The sequence below is a fragment of the Streptomyces sp. 7N604 genome, from assembly GCF_052245475.1.
GTDB lineage: Bacteria > Actinomycetota > Actinomycetes > Streptomycetales > Streptomycetaceae > Streptomyces.
Genome location: NZ_JBQQBX010000020.1, coordinates 25,416 through 50,631, shown reverse-complemented (window position 1 = coordinate 50,631; position 25,216 = coordinate 25,416). Strand labels below are relative to the sequence as shown.

General features: G+C 71.3%; 21 protein-coding genes, 1 tRNA gene and 1 pseudogene. 14 read left to right on the top strand and 9 right to left on the bottom strand.

Going from position 1 to position 25,216, the window contains the following annotated elements:
• The first annotated feature begins 514 nt into the window (after window positions 1–514).
• Window positions 515–1,426, top strand: coding sequence for a D-alanyl-D-alanine carboxypeptidase family protein (locus tag ACTWP8_RS22260; RefSeq protein WP_443323925.1), 912 nt, complete (start codon window positions 515–517; stop codon window positions 1,424–1,426).
• 318 nt (window positions 1,427–1,744) lie between these two features.
• Here the strand turns inward: ACTWP8_RS22260 and ACTWP8_RS22255 are convergent, their stop codons facing one another.
• A complete protein-coding gene (locus ACTWP8_RS22255) occupies window positions 1,745–2,359 on the bottom strand; it encodes a dihydrofolate reductase family protein (protein ID WP_443323924.1) in 615 nt (204 codons plus the stop codon).
• A 538-nt stretch (window positions 2,360–2,897) separates the two neighbouring features.
• Here ACTWP8_RS22255 and ACTWP8_RS22250 point away from each other — a divergent pair.
• Entirely contained in the window at window positions 2,898–3,356 is a 459-nt protein-coding gene (locus ACTWP8_RS22250) for an SRPBCC family protein (RefSeq protein WP_443323923.1), read from the top strand.
• Window positions 3,357–3,452: 96 nt separating this feature from the next.
• On the opposite strand, the pseudogene ACTWP8_RS22245 reads toward ACTWP8_RS22250, so the two are convergent.
• From ACTWP8_RS22245 to ACTWP8_RS22225, 5 genes and pseudogenes are all read right to left on the bottom strand, one after another.
• A pseudogene (locus ACTWP8_RS22245) lies at window positions 3,453–3,554 on the bottom strand (MerR family DNA-binding transcriptional regulator); the annotation flags it as partial.
• A gap of 133 nt (window positions 3,555–3,687) precedes the next feature.
• Window positions 3,688–3,774: transfer RNA gene (locus ACTWP8_RS22240), tRNA-Ser, on the bottom strand.
• Between the two features lie 450 nt (window positions 3,775–4,224).
• The gene (locus tag ACTWP8_RS22235) at window positions 4,225–5,400 is read right to left on the bottom strand and encodes an RNA polymerase sigma factor (RefSeq protein WP_443323922.1); all 1,176 of its coding nucleotides are present in this window, start codon (window positions 5,398–5,400) and stop codon (window positions 4,225–4,227) included.
• The gene (locus ACTWP8_RS22230; protein ID WP_443323921.1) at window positions 5,397–5,813 is read right to left on the bottom strand and encodes a YciI family protein; all 417 of its coding nucleotides are present in this window, start codon (window positions 5,811–5,813) and stop codon (window positions 5,397–5,399) included. The genes ACTWP8_RS22235 and ACTWP8_RS22230 overlap by 4 nt, the downstream gene beginning before the upstream one ends.
• Window positions 5,814–6,026: 213 nt before the next feature.
• Complete coding sequence (locus tag ACTWP8_RS22225) at window positions 6,027–7,769, bottom strand: trypsin-like peptidase domain-containing protein (RefSeq protein ID WP_443323920.1); 1,743 nt, start codon at window positions 7,767–7,769, stop codon at window positions 6,027–6,029.
• Between the two features lie 239 nt (window positions 7,770–8,008).
• Here ACTWP8_RS22225 and ACTWP8_RS22220 point away from each other — a divergent pair, with 239 nt between their 5' ends.
• From ACTWP8_RS22220 to ACTWP8_RS22210, 3 genes are all read left to right on the top strand, one after another.
• Window positions 8,009–8,851 (top strand): glycerophosphodiester phosphodiesterase, encoded by an 843-nt coding sequence (locus tag ACTWP8_RS22220; RefSeq protein ID WP_443323919.1) that lies wholly within the window; start codon window positions 8,009–8,011, stop codon window positions 8,849–8,851.
• A 96-nt stretch (window positions 8,852–8,947) separates the two neighbouring features.
• Window positions 8,948–9,553: an ATP-binding protein gene (locus ACTWP8_RS22215; RefSeq protein WP_443323918.1), complete on the top strand. Its 606-nt coding sequence runs from the start codon at window positions 8,948–8,950 to the stop codon at window positions 9,551–9,553.
• Window positions 9,554–9,753: 200 nt separating this feature from the next.
• Window positions 9,754–10,737 (top strand): DUF5926 family protein, encoded by a 984-nt coding sequence (locus ACTWP8_RS22210; RefSeq protein ID WP_443323917.1) that lies wholly within the window; start codon window positions 9,754–9,756, stop codon window positions 10,735–10,737.
• Window positions 10,738–10,966: 229 nt separating this feature from the next.
• Here ACTWP8_RS22210 and ACTWP8_RS22205 read toward each other — a convergent pair whose 3' ends face one another.
• Together ACTWP8_RS22205 and ACTWP8_RS22200 are read right to left on the bottom strand one after the other, a co-directional pair.
• Window positions 10,967–11,719 (bottom strand): hypothetical protein, encoded by a 753-nt coding sequence (locus tag ACTWP8_RS22205; protein WP_443323916.1) that lies wholly within the window; start codon window positions 11,717–11,719, stop codon window positions 10,967–10,969.
• 284 nt (window positions 11,720–12,003) lie between these two features.
• Window positions 12,004–12,684, bottom strand: coding sequence for a bifunctional DNA primase/polymerase (locus tag ACTWP8_RS22200; RefSeq protein WP_443323915.1), 681 nt, complete (start codon window positions 12,682–12,684; stop codon window positions 12,004–12,006).
• A gap of 799 nt (window positions 12,685–13,483) precedes the next feature.
• Between ACTWP8_RS22200 and ACTWP8_RS22195 the strand changes: the two genes are divergently transcribed.
• Both ACTWP8_RS22195 and ACTWP8_RS22190 read left to right on the top strand, forming a co-directional pair.
• Window positions 13,484–14,953 carry a PP2C family protein-serine/threonine phosphatase gene (locus ACTWP8_RS22195; RefSeq protein WP_443324016.1) on the top strand — a complete coding sequence of 490 codons (1,470 nt, stop codon included), beginning with the start codon at window positions 13,484–13,486 and terminating at the stop codon, window positions 14,951–14,953.
• A gap of 56 nt (window positions 14,954–15,009) precedes the next feature.
• A complete protein-coding gene (locus tag ACTWP8_RS22190) occupies window positions 15,010–16,494 on the top strand; it encodes an aminopeptidase P family protein (RefSeq protein WP_443323914.1) in 1,485 nt (494 codons plus the stop codon).
• Between the two features lie 70 nt (window positions 16,495–16,564).
• Here ACTWP8_RS22190 and ACTWP8_RS22185 read toward each other — a convergent pair whose 3' ends face one another.
• The gene (locus ACTWP8_RS22185) at window positions 16,565–17,044 is read right to left on the bottom strand and encodes an ATP-binding protein (protein WP_443323913.1); all 480 of its coding nucleotides are present in this window, start codon (window positions 17,042–17,044) and stop codon (window positions 16,565–16,567) included.
• Between the two features lie 222 nt (window positions 17,045–17,266).
• Between ACTWP8_RS22185 and ACTWP8_RS22180 the strand changes: the two genes are divergently transcribed.
• From ACTWP8_RS22180 to pheA, 7 genes are all read left to right on the top strand, one after another.
• Window positions 17,267–18,322 (top strand): hypothetical protein, encoded by a 1,056-nt coding sequence (locus ACTWP8_RS22180; RefSeq protein ID WP_443323912.1) that lies wholly within the window; start codon window positions 17,267–17,269, stop codon window positions 18,320–18,322.
• Window positions 18,323–18,450: 128 nt separating this feature from the next.
• Window positions 18,451–19,233, top strand: a complete 783-nt coding sequence (locus ACTWP8_RS22175; protein WP_443323911.1) for a YcnI family copper-binding membrane protein — start codon at window positions 18,451–18,453, stop codon at window positions 19,231–19,233.
• 110 nt (window positions 19,234–19,343) lie between these two features.
• Entirely contained in the window at window positions 19,344–19,991 is a 648-nt protein-coding gene (locus ACTWP8_RS22170; RefSeq protein WP_443323910.1) for an SCO family protein, read from the top strand.
• Window positions 19,988–20,458: a copper chaperone PCu(A)C gene (locus tag ACTWP8_RS22165; RefSeq protein WP_443323909.1), complete on the top strand. Its 471-nt coding sequence runs from the start codon at window positions 19,988–19,990 to the stop codon at window positions 20,456–20,458. The genes ACTWP8_RS22170 and ACTWP8_RS22165 overlap by 4 nt, the downstream gene beginning before the upstream one ends.
• Before the next feature lie 12 nt (window positions 20,459–20,470).
• Entirely contained in the window at window positions 20,471–22,498 is a 2,028-nt protein-coding gene (locus ACTWP8_RS22160) for a copper resistance CopC/CopD family protein (RefSeq protein WP_443323908.1), read from the top strand.
• Window positions 22,498–23,796 carry an iron uptake transporter deferrochelatase/peroxidase subunit gene (gene efeB / locus ACTWP8_RS22155; RefSeq protein ID WP_443323907.1) on the top strand — a complete coding sequence of 433 codons (1,299 nt, stop codon included), beginning with the start codon at window positions 22,498–22,500 and terminating at the stop codon, window positions 23,794–23,796. The genes ACTWP8_RS22160 and efeB overlap by 1 nt, the downstream gene beginning before the upstream one ends.
• A 43-nt stretch (window positions 23,797–23,839) precedes the next feature.
• Window positions 23,840–24,775 carry a prephenate dehydratase gene (gene pheA / locus ACTWP8_RS22150; RefSeq protein WP_443323906.1) on the top strand — a complete coding sequence of 312 codons (936 nt, stop codon included), beginning with the start codon at window positions 23,840–23,842 and terminating at the stop codon, window positions 24,773–24,775.
• Window positions 24,776–25,216 lie beyond the last annotated feature (441 nt).

Below are 25,216 nucleotides of genomic sequence, written 5' to 3'. Positions count from 1 at the left end.
CTGTAGCTGACCCTGTGGCAGGGCGGCCCTTGTTCCGCCGCAAGGGACCAGCCCGCGAACTCACGTCGCACGATGCCGGTCGCCCACCGTGGTCACGGACTCTTCCTGGATACCCCAGTTATTACGCTGGGCCGCCCAGGGTGCGGACAGCCGGTCCCGTATGGCCCCGGCTGAGATGGCACCCAACCTAGCAGGAGGGGCAGGACGTCCTCAGCCGCATGAGCGCACCGGAAGAATCCGTGTCCAGGTCGGCGGCAGTACGACCTCCTGACGGCCCTTGCCCCCGACTCCGAGTCGACGCCCGGGACTCGTACGGGGACCAAAATCACACCGCAGCCGTACATCCATTGCCCCGTCTCCTGCGTCTGTGAGGCAGCAGCGCACTTCAGCGCCTGCGATTGAAGTCTTTCCGCCGCTTCAGGCTGATATCGGAGCGTTCGACTTGATAACCCTCAACAAGGGCATACGCGTACGGCAACGGACGGGCGTACGCAAAACTGGTGCGACCACGCGCATGCGCAAGACCGCGGCTGTGGTCCTTACCGCGGGTGCTGTCCTGACAATCTCCCCCATGGCCGCGCCCGCGCAGGCGGCCACCGCGCCCACGGTGAGCGCCAAGGGCGCCTTCCTGCTGGACAATGCGACCGGCGCCACGCGGTACAGCAAGTACGCCGACACCAAGCGGCCGATGGCCAGCACGACGAAGATCATGACCGCCCGTGTGGTCCTCAGCCAGACCAATCTCGACCTCGACCGCAAGGTCACCGTCAGTCAGACCTACCGCGACTATGTGGCCGCCAACGGCGCGAGCACCGCGGACCTCAGGACGGGCGACCGCGTGACGGTCCGCCAGCTGCTGTACGCGCTGATGCTGCCCTCGGGCTGTGACGCCGCGTACGCCCTCGCCGACACCTTCGGCACCGGTACCACCCGGTCCGCGCGGGTGCAGTCGTTCATCAGCAAGATGAACAAGAAGGCCGCCGACCTGGGCATGACCAACACCCGCTTCGACTCGTTCGACGGCATATCGACGACCGGGAACAACTACACCACCCCGCGCGACCTGGCCAAGCTCGGTCGGAGCGCCATGAAGTACTCGACGTTCCGTACGGTCGTCAAGACGCAGAAGACCGTGCGCTACGCGACGACGAGCACGGGCGGCACGCGCACGTACACCTGGTACAACACCAACAAGCTGCTCGGCTCCTACAGCGGCGCCATCGGCATCAAGACCGGCACCGGCTCCACCGCCGGCCCCTGCCTCGTCTTCGCCGCCACACGCGGCGACAAGACCCTCATCGGCGTTGTCCTGAACGGCACGGACCGCTACAACGACGCCGCGAAGCTGCTGGACTACGGCTTCGGCACCAGCACGGCGTCGACGATGCAGCTGCGCAGCCTGCCCTCGGGTGCCCAGCAGGACTGACCCGGACACCGGACCGGAGCAGGGGCCCGGAAACCGACGGGCAACAGCACTGATCCGGCCACCGGTCGCCCGGCCGTACGTAGCGCAGCGCGAGGCCTCGGCGTTCCGGGACAGTTCGAGACAGAGATCGAGACAGAGGGGGTGTCCGGAAGCTCCGGACACCCCCTCTCACCTGCCCTTATGCCGTCTGAGCGGAGGGGGGTGGGCGCGGCGCGTCCGGAGCGCGACCAGCTGCGCGGCAGTGAAGACGATCAGCTGCGGCCGGCCCCACCGAGCTGCTCAGCAATCGAGCACCGGGGTGCCGTCAACACGACGTTGCTACTGCTCGGACTGGGGCAGGTGGATCTTGGCGTCGTCGTAGGTGGCGCTGCCGGTCGACTGGGCCGGGGCGTAGACCAGGTTCAGAACGCCGGTCCGGAACGTCTCGGACGAGATCAGCTTCAGTGGGATCGGGGTTTCGCCCTCGTCGAACAACCGCATGCCCTTGCGAACGGCGATCGGGTGCACCAGCAGATGCAACTCGTCCAGCAGTCCGGCGGCCAGCAGTTGGCGGACGACCGAGACCGAGCCGCTCAGGGCGATGTTCCCGCCCGGCTCGTTCTTCAAGGCGGTAACGGCGTCCACGAGATCGCCCTCGAGTTGCTCGGAGTTGCGCCAGGTGAACTCGAGCTCCTGGTTCGACACGACGATCTTGCGGGCATCGCCGAGCGTCTTGGCGAAGTCGGCATCCTCGCCGCCGGCCGCCTCCCGCTCCGGCCACGCCCCGGCGAAGCTGTCGTAGGTTTTGCGACCGAAGAGGAGAGTGTCGGCCGCGCCGAGGGTCGCGTCGACGGCGGCGCCCATCTCGTCGTTGAAGTACGGGAAGTGCCACTGGTCGGGTGCCTCCACGACCCCGTCGAGCGAGATGAACAGGCCGGCAGTGATCTTCCTCATGATGCTCCTCCAGGACAGGTAGTCGTTGACTTCTGCGTCTAGTTGGACCTCGGGAGCCGGATGAACTCATCGGCGGCGTCGCGACCGTCGAATGCATGGTGCGGGATCGGCGCCCGATCGGAGTCATCGCCACGACGGCGGTTCGACCGGACGGGCCGCGGGTCCGCGACCACGTGCTGAACCCACGGTGGTGTCGCCACCACGACAGTTTTCAAAAACCGAGCGGCTTTCGGACGTCACCGCTGCTCTGACCTGAAGAGATGGGCGCTCCCGCGACCGGACGTCGGGGGCCCGCCGGAGGCGCCTCTGGCCTCGCGCTGACTGACACCTCTCAGGCCACCGCCACGCGCGGTAGCCGCGGACCGGTGCGCCCTGGTGCGGCAGGGCCGCTGCCGGGCGCAGGTTCTCTCGCTGTTCGAGTGGTCGGGGAACGGCCCGCGGGTCGTAATCCGGGCAATCAGGGGTACCCGCCGCACCTGGCCGACCATGTGCGGCAGAACCGCTGCCGACACGATGGACACGGAAAGGAAGTGCAGTCATGAGCACGGTGAAGGAATCGGTGGAGGTCGAGGTTCCAGTCCACACCGCCTACAACCAGTGGACGCAGTTCGAGGACTTCCCGAACTTCATGGAGGGGGTCGAGGAGGTGACCCAGCTCGACGACACCCATAACCACTGGACCACGAAGGTCGGTGGCGTACGGCGGGAATTCGACACCGAGATCGTCGACCAGCTCCCTGACGAACGGATCGCCTGGCGCACCACCAGCGGCGACACCAAGCAGATGGGCATGGTCCACTTCCAGCGCCTGGATGACACGCACACCCGCGTGGAGCTCGTGATGGACGTCGAACCGACCGGGGTGGCGGAGAAGACCGCGTCCGCGGTCGGCGTGATCGACCGGCGCGTCAAGGGCGACATGCGGCGCTTCAAGGAGTACATCGAACAGCGCGGTCGCGAAACCGGCGGCTGGCGAGGGCGCGTCAGCCCCGGATAACAGCTGGTGGCTACCTCTTCGGAGTCCTGACCGCTCGGGATGCCGCCAATGCCTTGGTAGCCCGAGGCGGGCGCGGATCAGGCAGTGACCACCGGGGCTGCGCTCCGGTGCGGGAAGCAGCCCACGCCGCTCGTAGTAGCGCAGGGTCTGGATGTTCACCCCGGCCGCGTCGGCAACCTGTCCACTGCGCAGCTCCACGCCCACGGATCAGAAGGCCCGTGCCCCTGCCGTGCCCGATGGACCGGGAACCGACGGGAACCACGGTGGCTGACGGACAGCGCACAGGAGAACGGCCCCCGACCGAATTGCCTGGTCAGGGGCCATGCATCTGCGGAGGGTGTGGGATTTGAACCCACGGTGGTGTCGCCACCACGACGGTTTTCAAGACCGTTCCCTTAGGCCGCTCGGGCAACCCTCCCCTTGCCCCGCCTACCTGCGGCGGAGCGGGTACAGCCTACCGGCCGCGGGCCCCTCGCTCGGGCGGTAGGTCCACTCCTGGTCCACAGACTCCGGAACTGGGGCCCATCCGGGCCAGACCGGACCCCGGGCAAAAAGGCAGCATCGCGTCACCTTGAGTGACCCAATGTGTCCGCGAACGCTTACCAACGAGATCTCCGCACGTCATAGCAGCGAAAGGACGAAAAATAGTGGTGCTGGTCTAGCCGGATGGGCCGCCGAAGAGGCCGCCGTTGTCGCTCGACTCGCTGGGGCTCGGATTTGAACTCGGACTGGAGCTCGGGCAAGGCTCGCTGGCTTTGCCTCCAAAGAGGCCGCCGCAGTCCCCGTTGGTGGTGCTGCCGTCTCCACCACCGGCCCCTGCGCCCTCATCCGCAGCCCGCCAAGTCGTACAGGGTGTCGGCGCGACCCGTCAGCGGCACCGGCGGGCGTTGAGCCGGGCGGCCTGGCGCGTCAGGTGGTCGCGCTCGGCGAGGTTGGGTGCCTTTTGGGCCGCCTCGGCGTACAGCCGTGCCGCCGTCGCCAGGTCGCCGTCGCGCTCGTGGAGGTACGCCGCCACCGCGGCGTGGCGGGGTATGGGGTATCCCCTGCTCGAAGAGCTTGGGGAGGAGTCGTCCAGCGCTGCGAGCGCCGCCAGGCCGGCGCGCGGTCCGTCGGCCTCGCCGACGGCCACCGCGCGGTTGAGCCGGACGACCGGGCTGTCGGTCAGGCGCGTGAGCTCGTCGTACCACTCGACGATCTGCACCCAGTCAGTCTCCTCGGCGGTGGGTGCGTCAGCGTGGAGTGCAGCGATGGCGGCCTGGGCCTGGAACTCGCCCAGCCGGTCGCGGGCGAGGGCCGCCTGCAGGATCTCGACGCCCTCGGCGATCGACTTAGTGTCCCATCGGCCGCGGTCCTGCTCGGCGAGCGGCACCAGGCTGCCGTCGGGCGCGGTGCGGGCCGTGCGCCGGGCGTGGTGGAGCAGCATGAGGGCGAGCAGCCCCGCCACCTCGGGGTGGTCGATCGCGGCCGCGAGCTGCCGGGTGAGCCGGATGGCTTCGGCGGCGAGGTCGACGTCGCCGGAGTAGCCCTCGTTGAAGACCAAGTAGAGGACGCGCAGCACGGTGGCGACATCGCCGGGCTGGTCGAACCGCACGCCGGAGACGGTGCGCTTGGCCCGGCTGATGCGCTGCGCCATGGTCGCCTCGGGCACCAGGTAGGCCTGGGCGATCTGGCGGGTGGTCAGCCCGCCGACGGCGCGCAGCGTGAGCGCGACCGCGGACGACGGCGTCAGCGAGGGGTGGGCGCACAGGAAGTAGAGCTGGAGCGTGTCGTCGACCGCGGGCGCGGTCCCGGGCGCCGGCTCCTCGTCGAGGCGGTCCTCACGCCGGCGGCGGGCGGCGTCCGCCCGGGTCGCGTCGAGGAACCGGCGCCAGGCCACGGTGACCAGCCAGCCCTTCGGGTCCCGCGGCGGGTCGGCCGGCCAGACGCGGACCGCCTCGACCAGCGCGTCCTGCACGGCATCCTCGGCCGCCGCGAAGTCGGCTCCGCGGCGGACGAGGATCCCGAGCACGCTCGGCGTGAGGCTCCGGAGCAGGGCCTCGTTCATCGATGACAGTCCGTGATGGTGGGTGGCGCGGCCAGGAACGGGCGCACCTCGAGCCACTCGTGGATCGGCTTCCCGCCCGCCCCCGGGGCGGCCGACAGCTCCCCGGCCAGCTCGATGGCGCGCTCGTAGCTGTCGACGTCGATCACCATCCAGCCGGCGATGAGGTCCTTGGTCTCGGCGAACGGGCCGTCGGTCACCGGCGGGCGCCCCTCGCCGTCGTACCGGACCCACGCCCCCTCGGGGGCGAGCGCCTGACCGTCGACGAACTCGCCGGTCCCTTCGAGGCGGGCCGCGAAGTCGCGCATGTACTGCACGTGGGCCGAGATCTCCTCCACCGTCCACTGGTCCATGGGCACGTCGTTCACTGCAGCCGGGGCTCCGCGGTAGTGCTTGAGCAGCAAGTACTTGGCCATGGTGTTTCTCCTCGGTGCTGGTGCGACCCATTGTGGTCGCGTTCACCTCGGGGACGGAGCCGACCACGGGTTCTCGACATCGCCGTCCGAACTTTTTGGGGCCGCGCGTGCGTCACTGTACGTGTGGTCCTGGCCCGTTCGTCGAGGGACCTGGACCATCGGGCAACCCTCCCCGCGTCGCCCACCTGGGGCGACGCAGGGTCAGCCCAGCGGTTAGCTGTCGCCCTTGCGGGAGCCCAGGGTGACGTCCACCGTTGACGTCTTGCCGTCGCGCTCGTACGTGAGCTTGACCTGGTCGCCCGGCTGGTGGGTCCAGATCGTGCTGATCAGGGTCGGGCCGCTGTCGATGACCGTGTCGTCGAGCTTGGTGATGACGTCACCGGGCTTCAGGCCCGCCTTGTCGGCCGGGCCGCCCGGGGTGACCGCCTCGGAGCCGCCGTTCCCGGTCTGGGAGATACGGGCGCCTTCGCCCTGTTCGCGCATGTCCACCTGGACGCCGATCACCGGGTAGACCGGCTCGCTGGTCCTGATCAGGGTCTCGGCGACGCGCTTCGCCTGGTTGATCGGGATGGCGAAGCCGAGGCCGATGCTGCCGGACTGCTGTGCCTCGCCGCCGAGCCCGTTGCCCGCCGACTGAATGGCGGAGTTGATGCCGATGACCGCGCCCTGGGCGTTGAGGAGCGGGCCGCCGGAGTTGCCCGGGTTGATCGAGGCATCCGTCTGGAGGGCGCTCATGTACGAGGCGTTGCTGCTGCCGCCGTCACTGGAGGCGACGGGGCGGTTCTTGGCGCTGATGATGCCCGTCGTGACCGTGCCGGCCAGGCCGAAGGGCGCGCCGATCGCGATCGTGGCGTCGCCGACCGCGACCTTCTTCTCCGAGTCGCCGAGCGGCAGCGGGTTCAGCTTCGCGTCCGATGCGTTCTTGAGCCTGAGTACGGCCACGTCGTAGCCCTGGGCGCGGCCCACCACCTCGGCGTCGTACTTCTTGCCGTTGGAGAAGGTCGCGGTCAGCTTGCCGCCGTCGGCCGCGGAGGCCACCACGTGGTTGTTGGTGAGGATGTGGCCCTGCTTGTCGTAGACGAAGCCGGTGCCCGTGCCGCCCTCGCCCTGGCTGCCCTGCGCATCGAGCGTGACGACGCTGGGGAGCGCCCGCTGCGCTATGCCGGAGACGGACTTGGGCGAGCGGTTGAGCACCTCGGGGTCGCCGGACGCGGAGACGGTGGTCGAGCCGGTGCTGTCGCCACGGTCGGCGGCCAGGTAGCCGATACCGCCGCCGACGCCGCCCGCGACCAGCGCGGCGGTGAGTACGGCCGCGACGACCATACCGGTCCGCTTGCGCGGCGAGCCGCCGGGCGGCGGCGGTACGGGGTCGGGGGCAGGGCCACTGCCCCAGCCGCTACCGGGCGGTGGCGGGGGCGGCCAGCCGGCACCCCCGGCCGGGCTCGCGGCCCCCGGAGACCCGTATGCCTGACCCGGCTGACCAGGCGCACCGGGCTGACCATGTGCACCGGGCTGACCCGCCGCACCAGGCTGACCGGGGTGTTCCGAGTGGGGCCCCGAAGGCTGCTGCGGCTCCTGACCCGGGGGTGTGCCATGCGCGGACCGTGCGCCGTACGCCGGGTACTCGGCGAATTCGGCCGTACGGGCGGCGGACCCGCCGTCGAAGCCACCGTCGGAGCCACCGTCGGAGCGGCTGTCGGAGCGGCCGCCCCCTGCACCCACCGTGGGAAGCTGCGCTGTCCGCTCCTCCGGCGCCGGCAGCGCATAGTCCGTGTCCGCCTCCACGCGCGCGTGTCCCTGAGCGGGCGGCGCGGGCGGCCGCGCCGGCTCGGCACGGCGCGCGGAGTCTGCGGTCGGTGCGCCGGACGCGGACGCGGGCCCGGCGACCGGCGTCTCGGGCGCCGACGGCGGCTCCACCCCAGGCGGAACGGCGGCGCCCTCGTTCTCGGTGCTCACAGCTTTCTCCTCAGGTGCACGTCAGTCGCTCTGTCGCGACGGTTACGTCAGTATTCATCGGTCACGGCCCACGTAACCCACTCTCGTCGCCAGCATTTCCCACAGGGCGTCAGAGCACCGTAAGCAGTGACCGTGGTATGGACCGCCATCCTTTATCCCGGACGAAACGGACGCATCCGCTGGCGCGCGAGCCGCGGCCGTACGAGCGTCGCCCCGCCCGGCGGTGGCACCATAACGCGATGACCTATGCGCACCCGGCCCGCGACCTCCGTCCGGGGCCGCACACGATCTCCGTGGTCGCCCACCGCGGTGCGTCCGAGGACGCCCCGGAGCACACGCTGGCTGCGTACCGCAAAGCCATCGAGGACGGCGCCGACGCCCTCGAGTGCGACGTACGGCTCACCGCCGACGGGCATCTCGTCTGTGTCCACGACTGGCGGGTCAACCGCGTCTCGAACGGCCGGGGCTCCGTGTCCGCCATGGAGCTCTCGGACCTCGCCGCGCTCGACTTCGGCTCCTGGAAGGGCACCAAGAACACGGACGAGTCCCCGGAGCGGGACGAGACCGCGCGCGGGGACAGCACCTCCGTCCTCACCCTCGAGCGGCTCCTCGAACTCGTCACGGACGCCGGCCGCCGCGTGGAGCTCGCCATCGAGACCAAGCACCCGACCCGCTGGGCGGGCCAGGTCGAGGAGAGGCTGCTGGAGCTGCTGCGCCGCTTCGGGCTCGACACCCCGCCCGCGGGCGAGCCCTCGGCCGTACGGGTCATGAGCTTCTCGGCGCGCTCGCTGCACCGCGTGAACTTCGGGGCGCCGGACATTCCGACCGTCTATCTGATGCAGTTCCTCTCGCCCCGCTACCGCGACGGCCGGCTTCCGGCCGGCACCCGGATCGCCGGGCCGGGCATCCGGATCCTGAGGAACCACCCCGGCTACGTCGACCGCGCCCACCGGGCGGGCCACCGTGTCCACGTCTGGACCGTCGACTCCCCGGCTGACGTGGAACTCTGCGAGCGCCTCGGCGTGGACGCCGTGATCACCAACCGCCCCCGGCAGGTGCTGTCCCTGCTCGGCCGCGCATAGGGCGTGCCCGGCGGATCAGGTGGAGAAGCCCGCCGCAGCCCCCTTCCCCTTACAGGGAGTGCACCGGCGCGTTCGGTACGTATTCGATCGTTGCGAGTGCGCCACGGGATCGCGGTTGGCCGGTTTCCGGTCCAGTCCAAGGGGGCATCGTTCCCGTGGCGTGGGGCAAAGGAGGTCTCGGGGGTGGCGTTGGTGGTGGCACAGGAGGTGCCGACTTCGTCGATCATGGCCGTGCCCCATGGCCCAGCGGGCGTGGGTGCGGCGCGGCGCAGGATGCGCGAGGGGCTCCGGATAAGCGGACTGCCGGATTCTGTGGTCGATGACGCTGTCCTGGTCCTCTCCGAACTCCTCAGCAACGCATGTCGGCACGGTCGTCCGCTGCACACGGGGACGAACGGCGACGGGCCCGACGCGGTGCGCGCCGCCTGGCGCGTGGACGAATTCGGCCGGCTGACCGTCGAGGTGACGGACGGCGGGGGTCCGACCCGACCACTTCCGGCCACTCCCTCGGTGACGGCCCGCGGCGGCCGCGGGCTCAACATCATCACGGCACTCGCCCAGGACTGGGGCGTACGGGACGACGCGGCGGGCGAGGTCACCGTGTGGGCCGTCCTCGCCCCGGCGCCGCGGCGCCAGAGCATTTCTACGCGCGTGGGGGTCCCCGCGCTGGACGTTGCCGACCTCTTCAACGACGTGGACTGAGCGACCGCGCCCAGAGGCCCGGTCTCGACCAGGGCGCGACCGCGGCCAGAAACCCGGCCCAGGGCGGAGGCCCGACCTCATCCGGAGACCCGGCCGGAGACCCGGGGCGGCAGGCGCGTTCGGAGGAGCGCGTCGCAGACCACAGCGAAGGGCTAGGCTCGGCGGCCAGGACACACCGCCGTAACGGAGAAACCCACGCCATGGCCAAGAAGCGCCCTCAGACGAAGGCCAAGACTTCCGGGAAGAGCTCTGCCACCCAGGTTTCCGATGGAGACATTCCGGTCGTCGGCGCACGCGAGCCCTGCCCCTGCGGTTCCGGCCGCCGCTACAAGGCATGTCACGGGCGGGCCGCCGCGCACGCCGTGACCGAGCTCGTGCAGCGCCCGCTCGAAGGCCTGCCGGGCGAGTGCGACTGGGTCGCCCTGCGGGAGCTCGTACCCGCCGCGACCGTGGAGCTGGGCCTCAAGGGCGGGCTGCCCGAGGACGTCCCGTCGGTCACGCTGGCGACCGTGCTGCCGATGGCGTGGCCCGCACTGCGCCGCGACAACGGCGCCGTGATGCTCGGCCTGCAGAACGACACCGCCTCCGGCGACATCAGCCGCGACCTCGCGGACGTGCTGCGGCGGGCGCTCGAGGCCGCGCCGGGCACCCCCGTGGCCGCCGAGCGCGTCCCCGCCGACAGCCCGCGCCTGCAGGATCTGCTCGACCCGGCGGCCCCGTTCACGCCGGTCGTGCACAGCGGCTTCGAGTTCTGGCTGGAGGACGCCGCGAACACCACGCCCGAGGTCGCCGCCTCCCTGGAGCGGGCCAACGAGGCCGCGATCCCCACCGCCCGGCTCTCCGGCGTCGAGGCGGCGTACTGGTGCCGGACCCCGGACAAGAACCATCTGCGCTGGGTCATGCCGCACTCCGAGGAGAAGCTGCTCGACGCCCTCGCGCGGCTGCACGCCGCGGGGACGTCGTCGCTCGGCGAGGGGACCCGTCTCGTCGGCTCGTTCCGGGCCCACGGGCTCATGGTGCCGGTGTGGGACCTGCCGAGCTCGGTGGGCGCGGAAGACGTGGAGAAGCCGGCGCAGGAGTTCGCCCAGCGGCTCACCGAGGCGCTGTCCTCCGACGCGCCGCTGACCGCCGAGGAGCGGCGGGCGCGCGGGGGGCTCACCAACCGGCAGGTGACGCTGAGTTGAACCGGGGCGGCCCGCGCTCGGGGCGCCTGGACGTGACTCCTGTCACATCTACCCCTACTGAACGGTAAATCGGCGTCCGGAAATCCGCGATCGAATTTGCGAACGGCGGATCTCTTGTTACCGTTCTAGAAGCCCGGTCGCTGGTGCATCCCCCGTCGCCAGCGACCGGGCGTCTCTATGCCCGGGTGCGATGCCCTGGCGCGGTGCCAGAGTCCGCAGGTCAACCCGCTCAGCTGTAAGGGGAGTTGCTCCCCGAGCGCAGCAACAGCCGGTCCGAGTCCGCTGCCGCGATCTCCGCCACAGCCCCGTACGCCGCTGCCCCGTACGCCTGGCTCTCACCCTCGCCCCGCTCTGTCGTGCGCTCAGCAGCGTCCCCAGCCGTCTCCCCAGGCTCAGCCGCCCGTTGCCCGGTGGGAGTTGCACCGGCTCCCCACCCCGGCGCACGCGGCGTCTCGCACGCCCCCGGGTCGTCCTTCGCCTCGAGGGTGCAGTACACCTGCACGGTCCTGCCGTCGGGGCGCATCAGGCTCAGGACTGCCTGCAGCGTGCGCCCGGTCGCGTTGCGGTAGTACGTGCGCCCCCACGTGTCGCGGCCCTCGCGCAGGACGCAGGTCTGGGCCTCGACCCCTTCAGGCGAGGTGAGTTCGGGACCGCAGCGGGAGGTGCCGGTGAGGCCGAGGTCCGGCAGCAGAGCGGACGCGCCACGGGCCGCGACGGTGGAGCCGCCCCTCCCCGCGCCGCCAACCGCCCTGCCGTCGGCGTCCTGGGCGTTCTCGGCGTCCTCGGCGTTCTCGGCCGGTGCGGCGGAAACCGAGATGGACGGCGCGGCAGGCGGCGCCTCAGTCCTGTCGCCACGGTCGCTGCCCCGTCCCGCAGGGCCTGCTGTGGCAGCGGCCAGCGGCAGTACGAGGGCGAGGACCGCCGCGCCCGCGAGCGCGGCGGTGCGGACGTTCGACCCGTGCGCATTGGACGCCCGCTCCATGAGGACCCACCTGCAACTCGCTGAGAATGCTTGACGGCAGGCCGAACATATAGGGCAGAGCGGGGTTCTCCAGGCGCCCGGGGCCGTTTCCCGTATATCTCCGGCCCGCTCATACCCGTACGAGTGAACGCGCCTCGCGGCCACGGCCGACGGGGAGTTCGGGACCGCCCGACGCGAAATCCCGGTCCCCGTATGGTCCGGCACGGATCTGGTACGGGTCCGGCTGGGCCCGTAGGGACCGGTGCGGCTCCCGTACAGATCCGCACCGGTCCCGTACGACCGGCTCAGTACGCGAGGCGGCTTCCCCCGCCGGGCGCGCTCGTGCTCGCCTCGACCAGCGCGTCCACGACCGCTTCGACGTCCGGCAGCCACGGCGCCGCCGACCCGGGCAGCGGCGCCCGCTCCCAGCGGACGAGTCCGGCGCCGGTCGCCGACGGCGGGAGCACCAGGTAGCCGCCTTCGCCGTGGAAGCGCAGCGAGCTGGGCACCCAGTCCTGCCGGTGCAGCAGCTCGCCCAGCACTTCGAGGGAGTAGGGCGCCACCAGGATCGACCAGCGGGTCGGGGTCGCCACGACGGGCCCGAGCCGGACGCCCATCCGGTCGAGCTCGGCGAGGGCCAGCGCCGCCGCGACCGCGGGCAGGCTGAGCGCGCAGGGCGCGCGGCCGCCGGTGGCCAGCACGATGGGGGCGGTCGGGCGGTTCTCCCACCACCACCGCACCATGCGGGCGTCGGTCGTCGCCGCCAGAAGTCCGGGGTCGAAGGGGTGCGCGCCCGGAACCACGCAGTCCGGGTGCGGACAGCTGCAACCGCGCGCGCCGCTGCCGCCGGACTGGAGCCCCACGCCTGGGAGCACTGGCCAATGCCACTCGGTGGCGCAGGTGAGCGCCGCAGCGAGCATGGCCGGCTTCCCGCCGCGCCTACGACCGGGCAGGAACCTGCGTCGCCTTCCGAGGATCTCGCGCATGAGCGCTCGTTCCTTTCCGCTAAACGCCGAGGGTGGGGTTCCCCCTGCGGGAGGCAGGGAGAGCATCCATCGCGTCCTCACACACGCTGTACCGGTTCATGTACTGCTACCGGATGTACCGGATCTTTCTGGTGCACCGATCTCCGTATCGATCGAGTACCCGATCGACTGCATGGCAGTACGTGGCGCTCCGCGAACACGTTCAGTTCAGTTCGCTCACACCATGTGGATCATTAGTCACTGCGCGTTCAACTCAGCGCATCACGTCGCGGGCCGAGCGTGGGACATGGCGAGGGGTGGCGCCGCATGGCGCTTGCCGTCCCGAACCGTTTCCCTTGCCTTCGGCAGGGGAACCCCCACGCCATTCGGGGACGGGCGCCGTTGCCGAGTAGGACGCTCGAGGCCGCCGCGAGGTTCCGGGGCGCCCCCAACTGCCCCTGCCCTTCTCCGAGTACGTACCCACCACGGTGGAGGTGACGCGTTGTGGAATGCGTCCAGTCGACCGCAAATGAGCGAGACCAGGGCTTTTTTTCAGCCAACTTGTCATCATCACAGACACCAACAAGCCCGTCGGCACAGTGCTGGACACGCCCCAGGCCTACGTGTAGATGTGGAGGCATTGATAGCGGCGCAGCATGACATGGGGGTTTGCGATGCTATTGCGAGGAATGCAAGGCTGGTGCATTTACGCGACGCCAGTCGACAAAACGCCGCTATTCCGGACATATAGCGCACTCGCTGAGGTGGATATTGTTCCGTGGCCGGTGTTGTCGCGGGCCAGGACCGGAAGCTGCAGACCATGAGTTCCCGCCATCTGCCGAAAGTGGCTGGAATCGATCCAGCACTTCCCTCGCCAGCGCACAATCCCGCCCCCACCTCCCCATCCGAACGGCCCCAGTCCGAGAGCGCAGCCCCCACCGCCCAGGACGTCAGCCCCGTCGATCAGCTCGCCGCCGTCCAGGACCGCCTCGCCGGCTGGATCTCCGATCTCACCACCCTGCACGAGCTCACCGAGCGCCTCGCCCGCACCGGCACGCTCGATGAGGCGCTGCACGAACTGCTGCGCGCCGGAGCCGCCCTCGTCGGCGCGCAGCGCGGCATGATCGTCCTCGAGCCCGCCGACGGCCAGGGCCCCGAGACCACGGTCGGCCTCGGCCTCGGCCCCGCCGAGCTCGGCACCATCGAGACCATCCCGCGCAGCGCGGCCTCCTATGGCCGGATCCTCGACGGGCTCCCGGAGAAGTCCGGCGGAGCAGAGGGCGCCCGCACCGAAGTCGCCCACCCCGATCTTCGCAACGAGCCCGATCTCGATCCCCGCCAGCGCGAGGTCGCCGCCCGCCTCGGCTACGCCGCCAGCTACGCGATTCCCCTCGCGACCGCGGCCGCGGGCCGCCTGGGCGCCGCCGTCTGGCTCTACGACGAGCCGACCGAGCCCGTCGAACGACAGCGCCACCTCGTCGGCCTCTACACCGATTACGCCACCGAGCACCTGGCCCGCCAGCTCGAACTGACCCGCGCCCGCGCCACCGCCGACACCCTCCGCGAGGAGCTGCTCCCCAGCCGGCTGCCGCGCATCCCCGGAGCGCGCCTCGCCGTACGGCACCGCACGGGCCCGCGCGGCGGCGGCGACTGGTACGACGCGCTGCCGCTGCCCGAGGGCGCGCTCGGCCTCGCCATCGGCAGCGTCACCGGCTCCGGGCCGAGCGCCGTGGCCGCCATGGGACGGCTGCGCGCCTCGCTGCGGGCGTACGCGGTGATGGAAGGCGAGGACCCGGTCGCCGTGCTGTCCGACCTCGAACTGCTGCTGCGGCTGACCGAGCCGGCCCGCTCTGCCACGGCGCTGTTCGTGTACTGCGAGCCCGCCGCGGTCACCTCTGGCGGAGCCCAGGGAAGGCAGTTCGTGCTGGCCGGGGCCGGGCACTGCCCACCGCTGATCATCGGCGAGCGGCGCACCGAGTTCGTGGAGACCTCGCTGTCCGCGCCGCTCGGGATGCTCTCCTGCTGGGAGGCTCCGAGCGTCGAGTTCGACGCGGCGCCCGGCGAGACCCTGCTCCTCTACAGCGACGGGCTGCTGCACCGTACCGGCGAGCCGATGGACCGGGCCTTCGCGCGGCTGCAGGCGGCAGCGGCGAGCGTGCCCGCGGCCGTACGCGACGACCCGGGCGCGATCGCCGACCACGTGCTGCACACCGTCCTGCCCGACGGTCTCGACGCGGTGGACGACCCGGAGGACGTGGTGCTCCTCGCCGCCCGCTTCGACGAGGCGTGAGGAGGCGTGGCGAGGTTATCCACAGGCTCACCGGTGGCCGTCCCTCCGCCCATACCATGGTGGGGATTCCACGCGAGGAGGAAGCCGTGACCGACCAGCCCGCGCCCGAGAACCCCGAAGGCGACGAGCCGATCAAGCAGCGGAAGAACAGCCTCTACCCAGGCGTCTCCGACGAGCTTGCCGAGAACATGAAGAGCGGCTGGGCCGACACCGAGCTGCGCGACCTGCGGCCGGTCGAGCAGGCACCGCACGCCGCACGCCGCCGCGCCGCGCTCTCCGCCCGATTCCCCGGCGAGCGCCTGGTCATCCCCGCGGGCAACCTCAAGACGCGGTCGAACGACACCGAGTACAGCTTCCGCGCCGCGACGGAGTATGTGCACCTGACCGGCGACCAGACCGAGGACGGGGTCCTGGTCCTGGAGCCGTCGGGCGAAGGCCACGACGCCACCCTCTACCTGCTGCCCCGCTCCAACCGCGAGAACGGCGAGTTCTGGCTCGACGGCCAGGGTGAGCTGTGGGTGGGCCGACGGCACAGCCTCGCCGAGGCCGGGCAGCTGCTCGGCCTGCCCAGCAGGGACGTCCGCAAGGTCGCAGAGGAGCTGACGGCCCTGGACGGCCCGGTCCGCATCGTCCGCGGCCACGACGCCGGGCTCGAAGAGGCGCTGGCGGACAAGCTGGACGCCGACCGCGACGAGGAGCTGCGGGTCTTCCTCAGCGAGCTGCGCCTGGTCAAGGACGCCTACGAGATCGGCCAGCTGCAGGCGGCCGTCGACTCCACCGTCCGCGGCTTCGAGGACGTGGTGAAGGTCCTCGACAAGGCCGAGGCCACCTCCGAGCGGTACATCGAGGGAACGTTCTTCCTGCGCGCCCGCGTCGAAGGCAACGACGTCGGCTACGGCTCCATCTGCGCCGCGGGCCCGCACGCCACCACCCTGCACTGGGTGCGCAACGACGGACCGGTCCGCGCGGGCGAACTGCTGCTCCTCGACGCCGGCGTGGAGACCCACACCCTCTACACCGCCGACGTCACCCGCACCCTGCCGATCAACGGGCGGTTCAGCGAGCTGCAGCGCAAGATCTACGACGCGGTGTACCAGGCGCAGGAGGCGGGCATCGCGGCGGTCAGGCCGGGCGCGAAGTACCGCGACTTCCATGACGCGGCGCAGCGCGTGCTCGCCGGGAAGCTCGTGGAGTGGGGCCTGGTGGAAGGCCCGGTGGAGCGGGTGCTCGAGCTCGGCCTGCAGCGCCGCTGGACGCTGCACGGCACGGGCCACATGCTCGGGCTGGACGTGCACGACTGCGCGGTCGCCCGTACCGAGACGTACGTGGACGGCGTGCTGGAGCCGGGCATGGTCCTCACCGTCGAACCGGGCCTGTACTTCCAGGCGGACGATCTGACGGTGCCGGAGGAGTACCGCGGCATCGGCGTCCGGATCGAGGACGACATCCTCGTCACCGAGAACGGCAACCGGAACCTCTCGGCCGCGCTGCCGCGCGCTGCCGACGAGGTCGAGTCCTGGATGGCCCGCCTGAAGGGCTGAGCGGAACGCGCCATGCTGCTGAAGGCGTCCAAAGGTGTCCGAAGTATCAGAAGGCGTCGGAAGACACCGCTCAGGAGGCCTTCAGCAGCGCGTCCTCGCGCCACTTGAGGATCTTGTCGAAGCTCACCACCGCGCCCCGGCCCGGCCGGTTGCGGAAGTCGACGTGGTCGGCGAGTGCCTCGATCAGCCACAGTCCGCGGCCGTGTTCACGGTGCGGGTCCGCGGGGGCGGGCGGCGGGAGCGGCGCGCGCAGGGACGTGCCGTGCAGCACCCGGCCCAGCGGAAAGCCGGGGCCCGAATCGGTCACCTCGATACGGCACTTGTCGCCGTCCAGAAAGGCGGTTACGCGGTACGCCCCGGACGAGCCTTCCGGTGACGCGTCCCCGCCGTGCTCCACGGCGTTCGCACACGCCTCAGTGAGCGCAAGCGAGAGATCGTAGGAAATGTCAGGATCGACCCCCGCCGCGTCCATCGTGCCGAGGAGCAGCCGTCTGGCGAGCGGCACGCTCGCAGCTTCGCGCCGCAGATGGAGAGACCACCAGATGCTCATGCTCCAGCCTCCTGGCTGCGGCTCGACATACCGTTACGTATTGCCGCCCATGCCCGCACATAAGCGCGGGATTCATGTGACTACGCTCATTCGGCGGATGCGCGGTCTCCTGCCGTCGGTGTAAAGCGGGGTGAGCGACGCGGACCCGTGAGCTGCTGCGCCTCCTGAACCAAGACCCCTGCCGTATGAAGCGGGTGGGCGCGATGGGATGATGGCGCGGCTATGTCCGCCCACCCGTCAGCCGGCAACCGCCCCCCACAGGGCAGCGCGTCCTTCCCGTCGGGCCCTCGCGCCGGCGCCGATCTGCGACTGCTGAGGGCCGCGCTGTTCGCCGCGGTCTGCGTCGTGCTGTCCGCGGCCGGGCACTTGCTTGCGTCGTGCGCCGGGGTCCCGCTGTGGACGCTCGCCACCGGATTCCTCGCGGTGTTCGCGGCCGCCGCGCCGCTGGCCGGGCGGGAGCGCTCGCTCCCGGGGATCTCCGCGGGGCTCGCGGTCGCGCAGCTCGGGCTGCATGCGCTGTTCGGGCTCGGGCAGCACACCGTGGCCGCAACGCAGGCGCCCCGGGCGGGCCGGTCCTCGGATGCGCTGATCGCTCTCGCGGTCCGGCTGGTGTGCGGCGGCAACGGCGTGCCCCCGCGGCTGACCCTCGCCGAGGCCCGGTGGATCGTCACCGCGTCCGGCATCGCGCCGTCTGGACGACTGCCCCACGGGACCCACGGGGTCGGCACCCAGGCGGCAGATCTGCATGCGGCGGGCGTCCATGGAGCGGGCCTTCATGGGGCGGGCCGTGATGCGGCGGACCTCCATGCGGCGGGCGTTGGCGATCACGCGGCCGGCGCGCATACGGCCGCCCATGCGGCCGCTGCCCAGACATCCGGCGCGCTGGACGCCGCCGTCGCGTCCTCGCCCGTCCCCGTCCCCCCGTTCGCCGATCTCGCACTGCCCTCGCTGCCGATGCTGCTCGGGCACCTGCTCGCCGCGGTCGTGCTCGGCCTGCTGCTGAGGCGGGGCGAGGCCGCGCTGTTCCGGCTCGTACGGCTGTCGGCGCGCGGTGTCGCGGAAGGGGTCGCCGAGGGGGTCGCCGAAGGAGCACTCGTACGGGCGTTGCGCGCCGCGCTCACACTCGTACGCGCCCTGCGGGCCGGGTTGCCCGGAGCGCCCGCTGCCCTGCTGCGCGGCCCTCACGCGTACGAACACGGCAAGACCGGGCCGCAATCCCCGGTCCTGGAGCACTCCGTCAGTCGGCGGGGGCCGCCGCGCTTCGGCCTCGCGGCCTAGACGCGGCCCAGCACAACCACCGGAACCAGCCCGGACGAACCGGGACATCCCGTCGGAAGTGCTCGCGTCGGCAGCGGCCGCACGCGCGCCATCCCATCCGACTCATCTGCCGTGGAGTGTCCCCGACCATGACCATTTCTCGGTTCTCCTCTCGTATCTCCTCCCGTCTCCCCCTCGTCGGCGGCGTCGCCGCCGGAACCGTCCTGCTGCTGGCAGGACCGGCCTTCGCCCACGTCACCGTGCAGCCCGGCGAGGCCGAGAAGGGCGGCTACAGCACCATCGCCTTCAAGGTCCCGAACGAGCGCGACAGCGCCTCGACCGTGAAGCTCGAGGTCAACCTCCCGACCGACCACCCGCTGGCCTCGGTCATGCCGCAGCCGGTGCCGGGCTGGGACGTGAAGGTCACCAAGTCCAAGCTCGACAAGCCGCTCGAGATGCACGGCGAGAAGATCACCGAGGCCGTCACCAAGGTCACGTGGACCGCGAAGGACGACGGCAAGATCGAGCCGGGCACCTTCCAGCAGTTCCCGCTGTCCGTCGGCCAGCTGCCGGAGGACGCGGACCAGTTGGTGTTCAAGGCCCTCCAGACGTACGACGACAACGAGGTCGTGCGCTGGATCGAGGCGCCGAAGGAGGGCGGCGAGGAGCCGGAGAGCCCGGCGCCGGTCCTCAAGCTCACCGCGCCCGCGGACGGGGCGACCGGGCACAGCCACGGCGGCTCGGAGAACGCCAAGTCCGGGCAGGAGCAGTCTTCGGACGAGCACGGCGCGTCCGGCGGCTCCGAGGCGGACGAAGCCGCCGCGGGCGACGGCAGCGACACCACCGCGCGCGTGCTCGGTGTTCTGGGCATCGTCATCGGCGCGGCGGGCGTCGCCTTCGGTGTCATCGCCGGCCGCCGACGCTCGGCCTGATCCGGGAGCGTGATCCGGGCGCCCGGGCCGGTCAGCCGGCCCCGGGCGCCCGGCCCGCGCCCGAGCCACGGTCCGTAACCGAACCCACCACCCCCCAGGGACAGCCATCCATGCGTAAAACCAGCGTGTTCGCCGCGGCGTTCGCCGCGGCGGCGGCACTGACCCTCTCCGCGTGCGGAGGCGACGACGGCGGCAGCGAACCCGCCGCCGCGGACTCCGCGACCGCGCACAAGGCCGCGACCGTCCTCGAGCGGCCCTTCGACAAGCCCGACCTCGTCCTCAAGGACACCAAGGGCGAGAAGTACGACCTGCTCGAGGAGACCAAGGGCCACCCGACCCTGCTCTACTTCGGCTACACCAACTGCCCCGACGCCTGCCCGTTCACGATGAGCAACATCGACATCGCCATGCGGAAGCTGCCGGAGGCCGAGCGGAAGGAGCTGCGGGTCGTCTTCGTCACCTCCGACCCGCAGCACGACAGCCCGGAGAAGCTCGGTGAGTGGCTGAAGGCGCAGAACCCGGCCTTCATCGGGCTCACCGGCGACTTCGACACCATCCAGGCGGGCGCCCGCAGCGTCGGCATCTATCTGGACAAGCCGAAGAAGCAGAAGGACGGCACCTGGATCTCCTCGCACGGCACCCAGGTCCTCGCCTTCCTCCCGAAGGACGACAAGGCACACGTCCTCTACAGCAAGGACGCCACCGCCGAGGACTACCGCAAGGACCTGCCGAAGATCGCCAAGGGGCGTACGCCGTGAGCCAGGTGAGGACCGTTGCCGTCGCCGGGGCGCTGGCGCTCACGGCCGGTCTCGCCCTCGCCGGTTGCTCGGCCGGTTCCGCATCGGGATCGGGCTCGCGCGCCGAGCTCGAGGTGGAGGGCGCGTACGTGCCGCAGCCGGTGACGGACGAGGTGGCGAGCGGCTATCTGGTCGTCAGGAACAGCGGTTCGGCCGGTGACCGGCTCACCTCGGTCACCAGCGACTTCTCCGACGACGTGACGATGCACAGGACCGTCGGCACGACGATGCGGGAGGTGAACTCCTTCGAGATCCCGGCGGGCGGCGATCTCGAACTCGAGCGCGGCGGCAGCCACCTGATGTTCATGAAGCTCAGGCACAAGCCGGAGAAGGGCGAGAAGGTGTCCCTGGAACTCCACTTCGCCCGGTCGGAGCCGATCAAGCTGGAGGTCCCCGTCGAGGCGACCAACTACGCACCGCGGAAGTGAGGGACTGACGCCATGCCCACCGCTGCCCCCTGCGCGGTCCCCGTGGTGCCGCCGGGTCCCTGGTCCGCCGGGCACCGCCGGACCACGCGCCGTACGACCGCGCGCTCCGCGGCCCTGACGCTGCTGCTCCTCGCGGCCGCGCTGCTCGGCTCGCTGCTCGCCGGCGCGTCTCCCGCCTCGGCGCACGCCGCGCTGATCGGGAGCGACCCGAAGCAGGGGTCGGTGGTCGGCGAGGCGCCCAAGGACGTCACGCTCACCTTCTCCGAAAGCATCGCCCTGTCCGGCGACGCGATCCGCGTGCTCGACCCGAAGGGCAAGCGGGTCGACACCGGCAAGCTGCGCGATCTGAGCAGCGGAAAGGTCGTCAAGTACGGCATCGGGCTGCACTCCGGGCTACCCGACGGCACGTTCACCGTCGCGTGGAAGGCGGTCTCGGCCGACAGCCACCCGGTGTCGGGGGCGTTCACCTTCTCGGTCGGCGAGCCCTCGAAGACCTCGGTCGCGGTGCCGCAGCAGCAGACCGGCGGGGGCGTCGTCGGCACGCTCTACGGGATCGCGCGGTACGCGGCGTACGCGGGGTTCGTACTGCTGGTGGGGGGCGCCGCCTTCGTACTGGCCTGCTGGCCGCGCGGGGCGACCGTACGGCCGGTGCAGCGGCTGGTCGTCCAGGGCTGGGCGGTGCTGACCGGCTCCACCATCGTGCTGCTCCTGCTCCGCAGCCCGTACACCGGCTCGGGCAGGCTCGTCGACGCCTTCGATCTGGCCGGGCTGCGGGCGGTGCTGGAGACCAAGCCGGGTGCGGCGCTGGTCTCCCGGCTGCTGCTGCTCGCGGCGGCCGCGCTGTTCGTAGCGGTGCTCTTCGGGGCGTACGCGCGGCGCGAGGATCCGAAGGAGCGCAGGGACCTCGCCTTCGGGGTCGGGGTCGGCGGGGCGGTCGTCGCCACGGGCCTTGCCGCGACCTGGGCCCTCGCGGAGCACGCCTCGAGCGGGATCCAGCCGGGTGTGGCCATGCCCGTGGACGTCGTCCACCTGCTGGCGGTCGCGGCCTGGCTGGGCGGGCTCACCGCGCTGCTCGTCGCGCTCCACCGGGACCCGTCCGTCGAGCGGACAGCGGTCCACCGCTTCTCGCGGGTGGCCTTCGGGAGCGTGCTGGTCCTGGCGGCGACCGGGCTGTACCAGTCGTGGCGGCAGGTCGGCTCGTGGGACGCCCTGACCTCGACCTCGTACGGGCAGCTGCTTCTGGTCAAGGTCGGTCTGGTGGTGGTGCTGGTGGGCATCGCCTCGATCTCGCGGCGCTGGACGGCACGGCTGCCGGCGGCGGCGGACGGGACGCCCGGGGCGAAGGCGGAGGCCGAGGCCGAGGACCGGAGCGACGAACTGGACGAGATCCCGGACGAGGAGCAGGACCAGGAGCAGGAACAGGACGAGGACCCGCACGAGGAGCTGGTCGAGGAACCCGCCACCGTACCGGCCGATCCGCGGCGCGCCGCGCAGCTCGCCCGCCAGCGCGCCGCCCAGGTCACCGCGCGCCGCAAGCGCGTACGCGACGCGGATCCGAAGCGCTCCGGGCTGCGCCGTTCCGTGCTCGCCGAGGCCTCGGTCGCCGTGGTCCTGCTCGCCGTGACCACCGTGCTGACCAGCACCGAGCCGGGCCGTACGGAGGAGGCGGTGCGGGCGGCGAACGGCGCGGCGGCCGCGCCGTCCCAGCGCCCCGTCTCGGTCAGAATCCCGTTCGACACCGGCGGCGAGGACGGCAAGGGCACCGCCAAGATCGACCTGGACCCTGCCACCAACCTCCTCCAAGTCCGGCTGACCCGCCCGAACGGGAAGCCGCTCGACGTACCCGAGGTGAAGGTCGCCTTCACCCTCCAGTCCGAGGACCTCGGACCCCTGCCCGTGCAGCCCCCGCGGGTCGAGACGGGACACTGGTCGGCGAGCGGCGTGCAGATCCCGATGCCGGGCGACTGGGAGGTCTCCGTGACCGTACGGACCTCCGACATCGACCAGGTGACCGAGACCAGGAACATGAAGATCGGCTGATGACGGACAAGGTCAAGGACCAGAACCAGGGCCAGGACCGGGACCGGGACACGGACACCGGCTCCAGCGGGGCCGGGCGGGCCATCTCCCGGCGGCGGCTGCTCGGCACGGCGGGTGCCGCGGGCGCAGCGGGGCTCGCCGCGGGCGCGACGGGCGGCGTGATCGGGACAGCCGCCGCGACCGGCGAGGACGCGACGGCCCTCGCCACGGTCGGTTCCACCGCCGTCGCCTTCCACGGCAGGCACCAGGCCGGTATCACCACCCCGCTGCAGGCCCGCGGACATCTCGTCGCCTTCGACCTGGCCCCCGGTACCGGCCGCAAGGGAGCTGCCGCGCTGCTGCGCCGCTGGTCGAAGATCGCAGAGGAGCTGATGGCGGGCCGCGCCCCGGCCGATGACACAGGCGTCGCGCTCGACGCGGGACCGTCCTCCCTGACGGTCACCTTCGGCTTCGGCCGCACCTTCTTCGACCGTACGGGCCTGGCGGCGCAGCGCCCGGCGGCACTGGACCCGCTGCCCGACTTCTCGTCCGACGCGCTGGACGCGAGGCGCAGCAATGGCGACCTGTGGGTGCAGATCGGCGCGGACGACGCCCTGGTCGCCTTCCACGCGCTGCGCACCCTGCAGAAGGCGGCGGGAGACGCGGCCCGGCTGCGCTGGCAGATGAACGGCTTCAACCGCTCGCCCGGTGCCACCTCCGGTCGGATGACGGCCCGGAATCTGATGGGCCAGGTCGACGGCACCAAAAACCCCAAGCCCGAGGACGAGGACTTCGAGCAGCGGATCTTCGTACCTGCCCGGGGCGAGCCGGCGTGGATGGCGGGCGGCTCGTACGCGGTCGTGCGGCGCATCCGGATGCTGCTCGACGACTGGGAGAAGCTGGCGCTCGAGCGGCAGGAGAAGGTCATCGGGCGGCGGAAGTCCGACGGCGCTCCGCTGTCGGGCGGCACCGAGACGACGCCGATGGACCTCGAGAAGAGGGAGCCCTCCGGCAACGTCGTGATCCCGGCGAACGCGCACGCCAGGATCGCGGCGCCGGAGACGAACGGCGGGGCCGCGATGCTGCGCCGCCCGTTCTCCTTCCACGACGGCTTCGGCCCCGACGGGGCGCCGGACGCCGGGCTGCTGTTCGTCTGCTGGCAGGCGGATCCGCTCACGGGCTTCGTGCCGGTCCAGCGGAAGCTCGACCGGGGCGACGCGCTGTCGCCGTTCATCCGGCACGAGGCGAGCGGCCTGTTCGCCGTGCCGGGCGGCTGCGAGCCGGGCGAGTACGTGGGGCAGCGGCTGCTCGATGCATGAGACGGGACACATGGGGTCGATCCACCCGGCTACGCTGGGCGCCATGTCAGCGAGCCGCTACACGTATCTCGGACCCGAAGGCACCTTCACGGAGGCCGCTCTCCGTACGCTGCCGGAGGCCGCCACCCGCGAACTCATGCCGATGGTCTCGGTCCCGGCCGCGCTGGACGCCGTACGGTCCGGGGAGGCGGCCGCCGCGCTCGTACCGATCGAGAACTCCGTGGAGGGCGGGGTCACCGCGACCATCGACGAGCTGGCCACGGGCGAGCCGCTGATGATCTACCGCGAGGTTCTGCTGCCGATCGCCTTCGCCCTGCTCGTACGGCCCGGGACCGCGCTGTCGGACGTGAAGACGGTGACCGGCCACCCGGTCGCGCAGCCGCAGGTGCGCAACTGGCTCGCGGCGAACCTGCCCGACGCCCAGTGGGAGTCGGCGGCGTCGAACGCGGACGGCGCCCGGCTGGTGCAGGAGGGGCGGTACGACGCGGCCTTCGCGGGCGAGTTCGCCGCTCCGACGTACGGCCTCGAGCCGCTGGTCACCGATATTCACGACGCACACAACGCGGCGACCCGGTTCGTACTCGTCGGCCGTCCCGCCAGGCCCGCCGCGCGTACCGGCGCGGACAAGACCTCCGTGGTGATCTGGCTGGGCGACGACCACCCGGGCGCGCTGCTCGAGCTGCTGCAGGAGTACTCGGCGCGCGGGGTGAACCTGATGCGCATCGAGTCGCGGCCCACGGGCGAAGGCATCGGCCGCTACTGCTTCTCGGTGGACTGCGAAGGCCATATCACGGACCGGCGGGTGGGCGAGGCCCTGATGGGGCTGAAGCGGATCTGCCCGAACGTCCGTTTCCTCGGCTCGTACCCGCGTGCCGGTGTGAACCCCTCGGACGTGGCGCAGCTGCGACACGGGACGTCCGACAGCGAGTTCAGTGCCGCCTCGGACTGGCTGACCCGCTGCATCGACGGCCGGGCCTGAGCGCCGCTCCCGCACCGCTCCACCTGCGGGTGTGGTTATCCACGAAAGTTATCCACAGGCGCCGTTCTCTGGCTGGGGATAAGTCGACACGGCCACACGACATGGTCGACAAATCGGCGTACAGACCTCAGGTCTGCCCACAGGGCATCAGGTCACCCCTCGTCAGCCCCACTTCCCAGGTCAACTCTTTGGAGGGAGTCACTCCACCCGATTCCCACCCGAATGAGGGTGTGGCCGAGGTTTCGGAGGGGAATCCATCGCCCAGTACAGCGACGGACGGAATGATCAATTCCAATTTCCACAGATCTTCCTCACAGCCTGTGGATAAACCCCTTGATCCTCGGCGGGCCTGTGGACAACCTGCACTCAACTCCCGCTCCGCGCAAGGGAAGTGGGTCAGCCAGGATGGCCGAACGCGCCCCATTTCAGCGAATGCAGGCC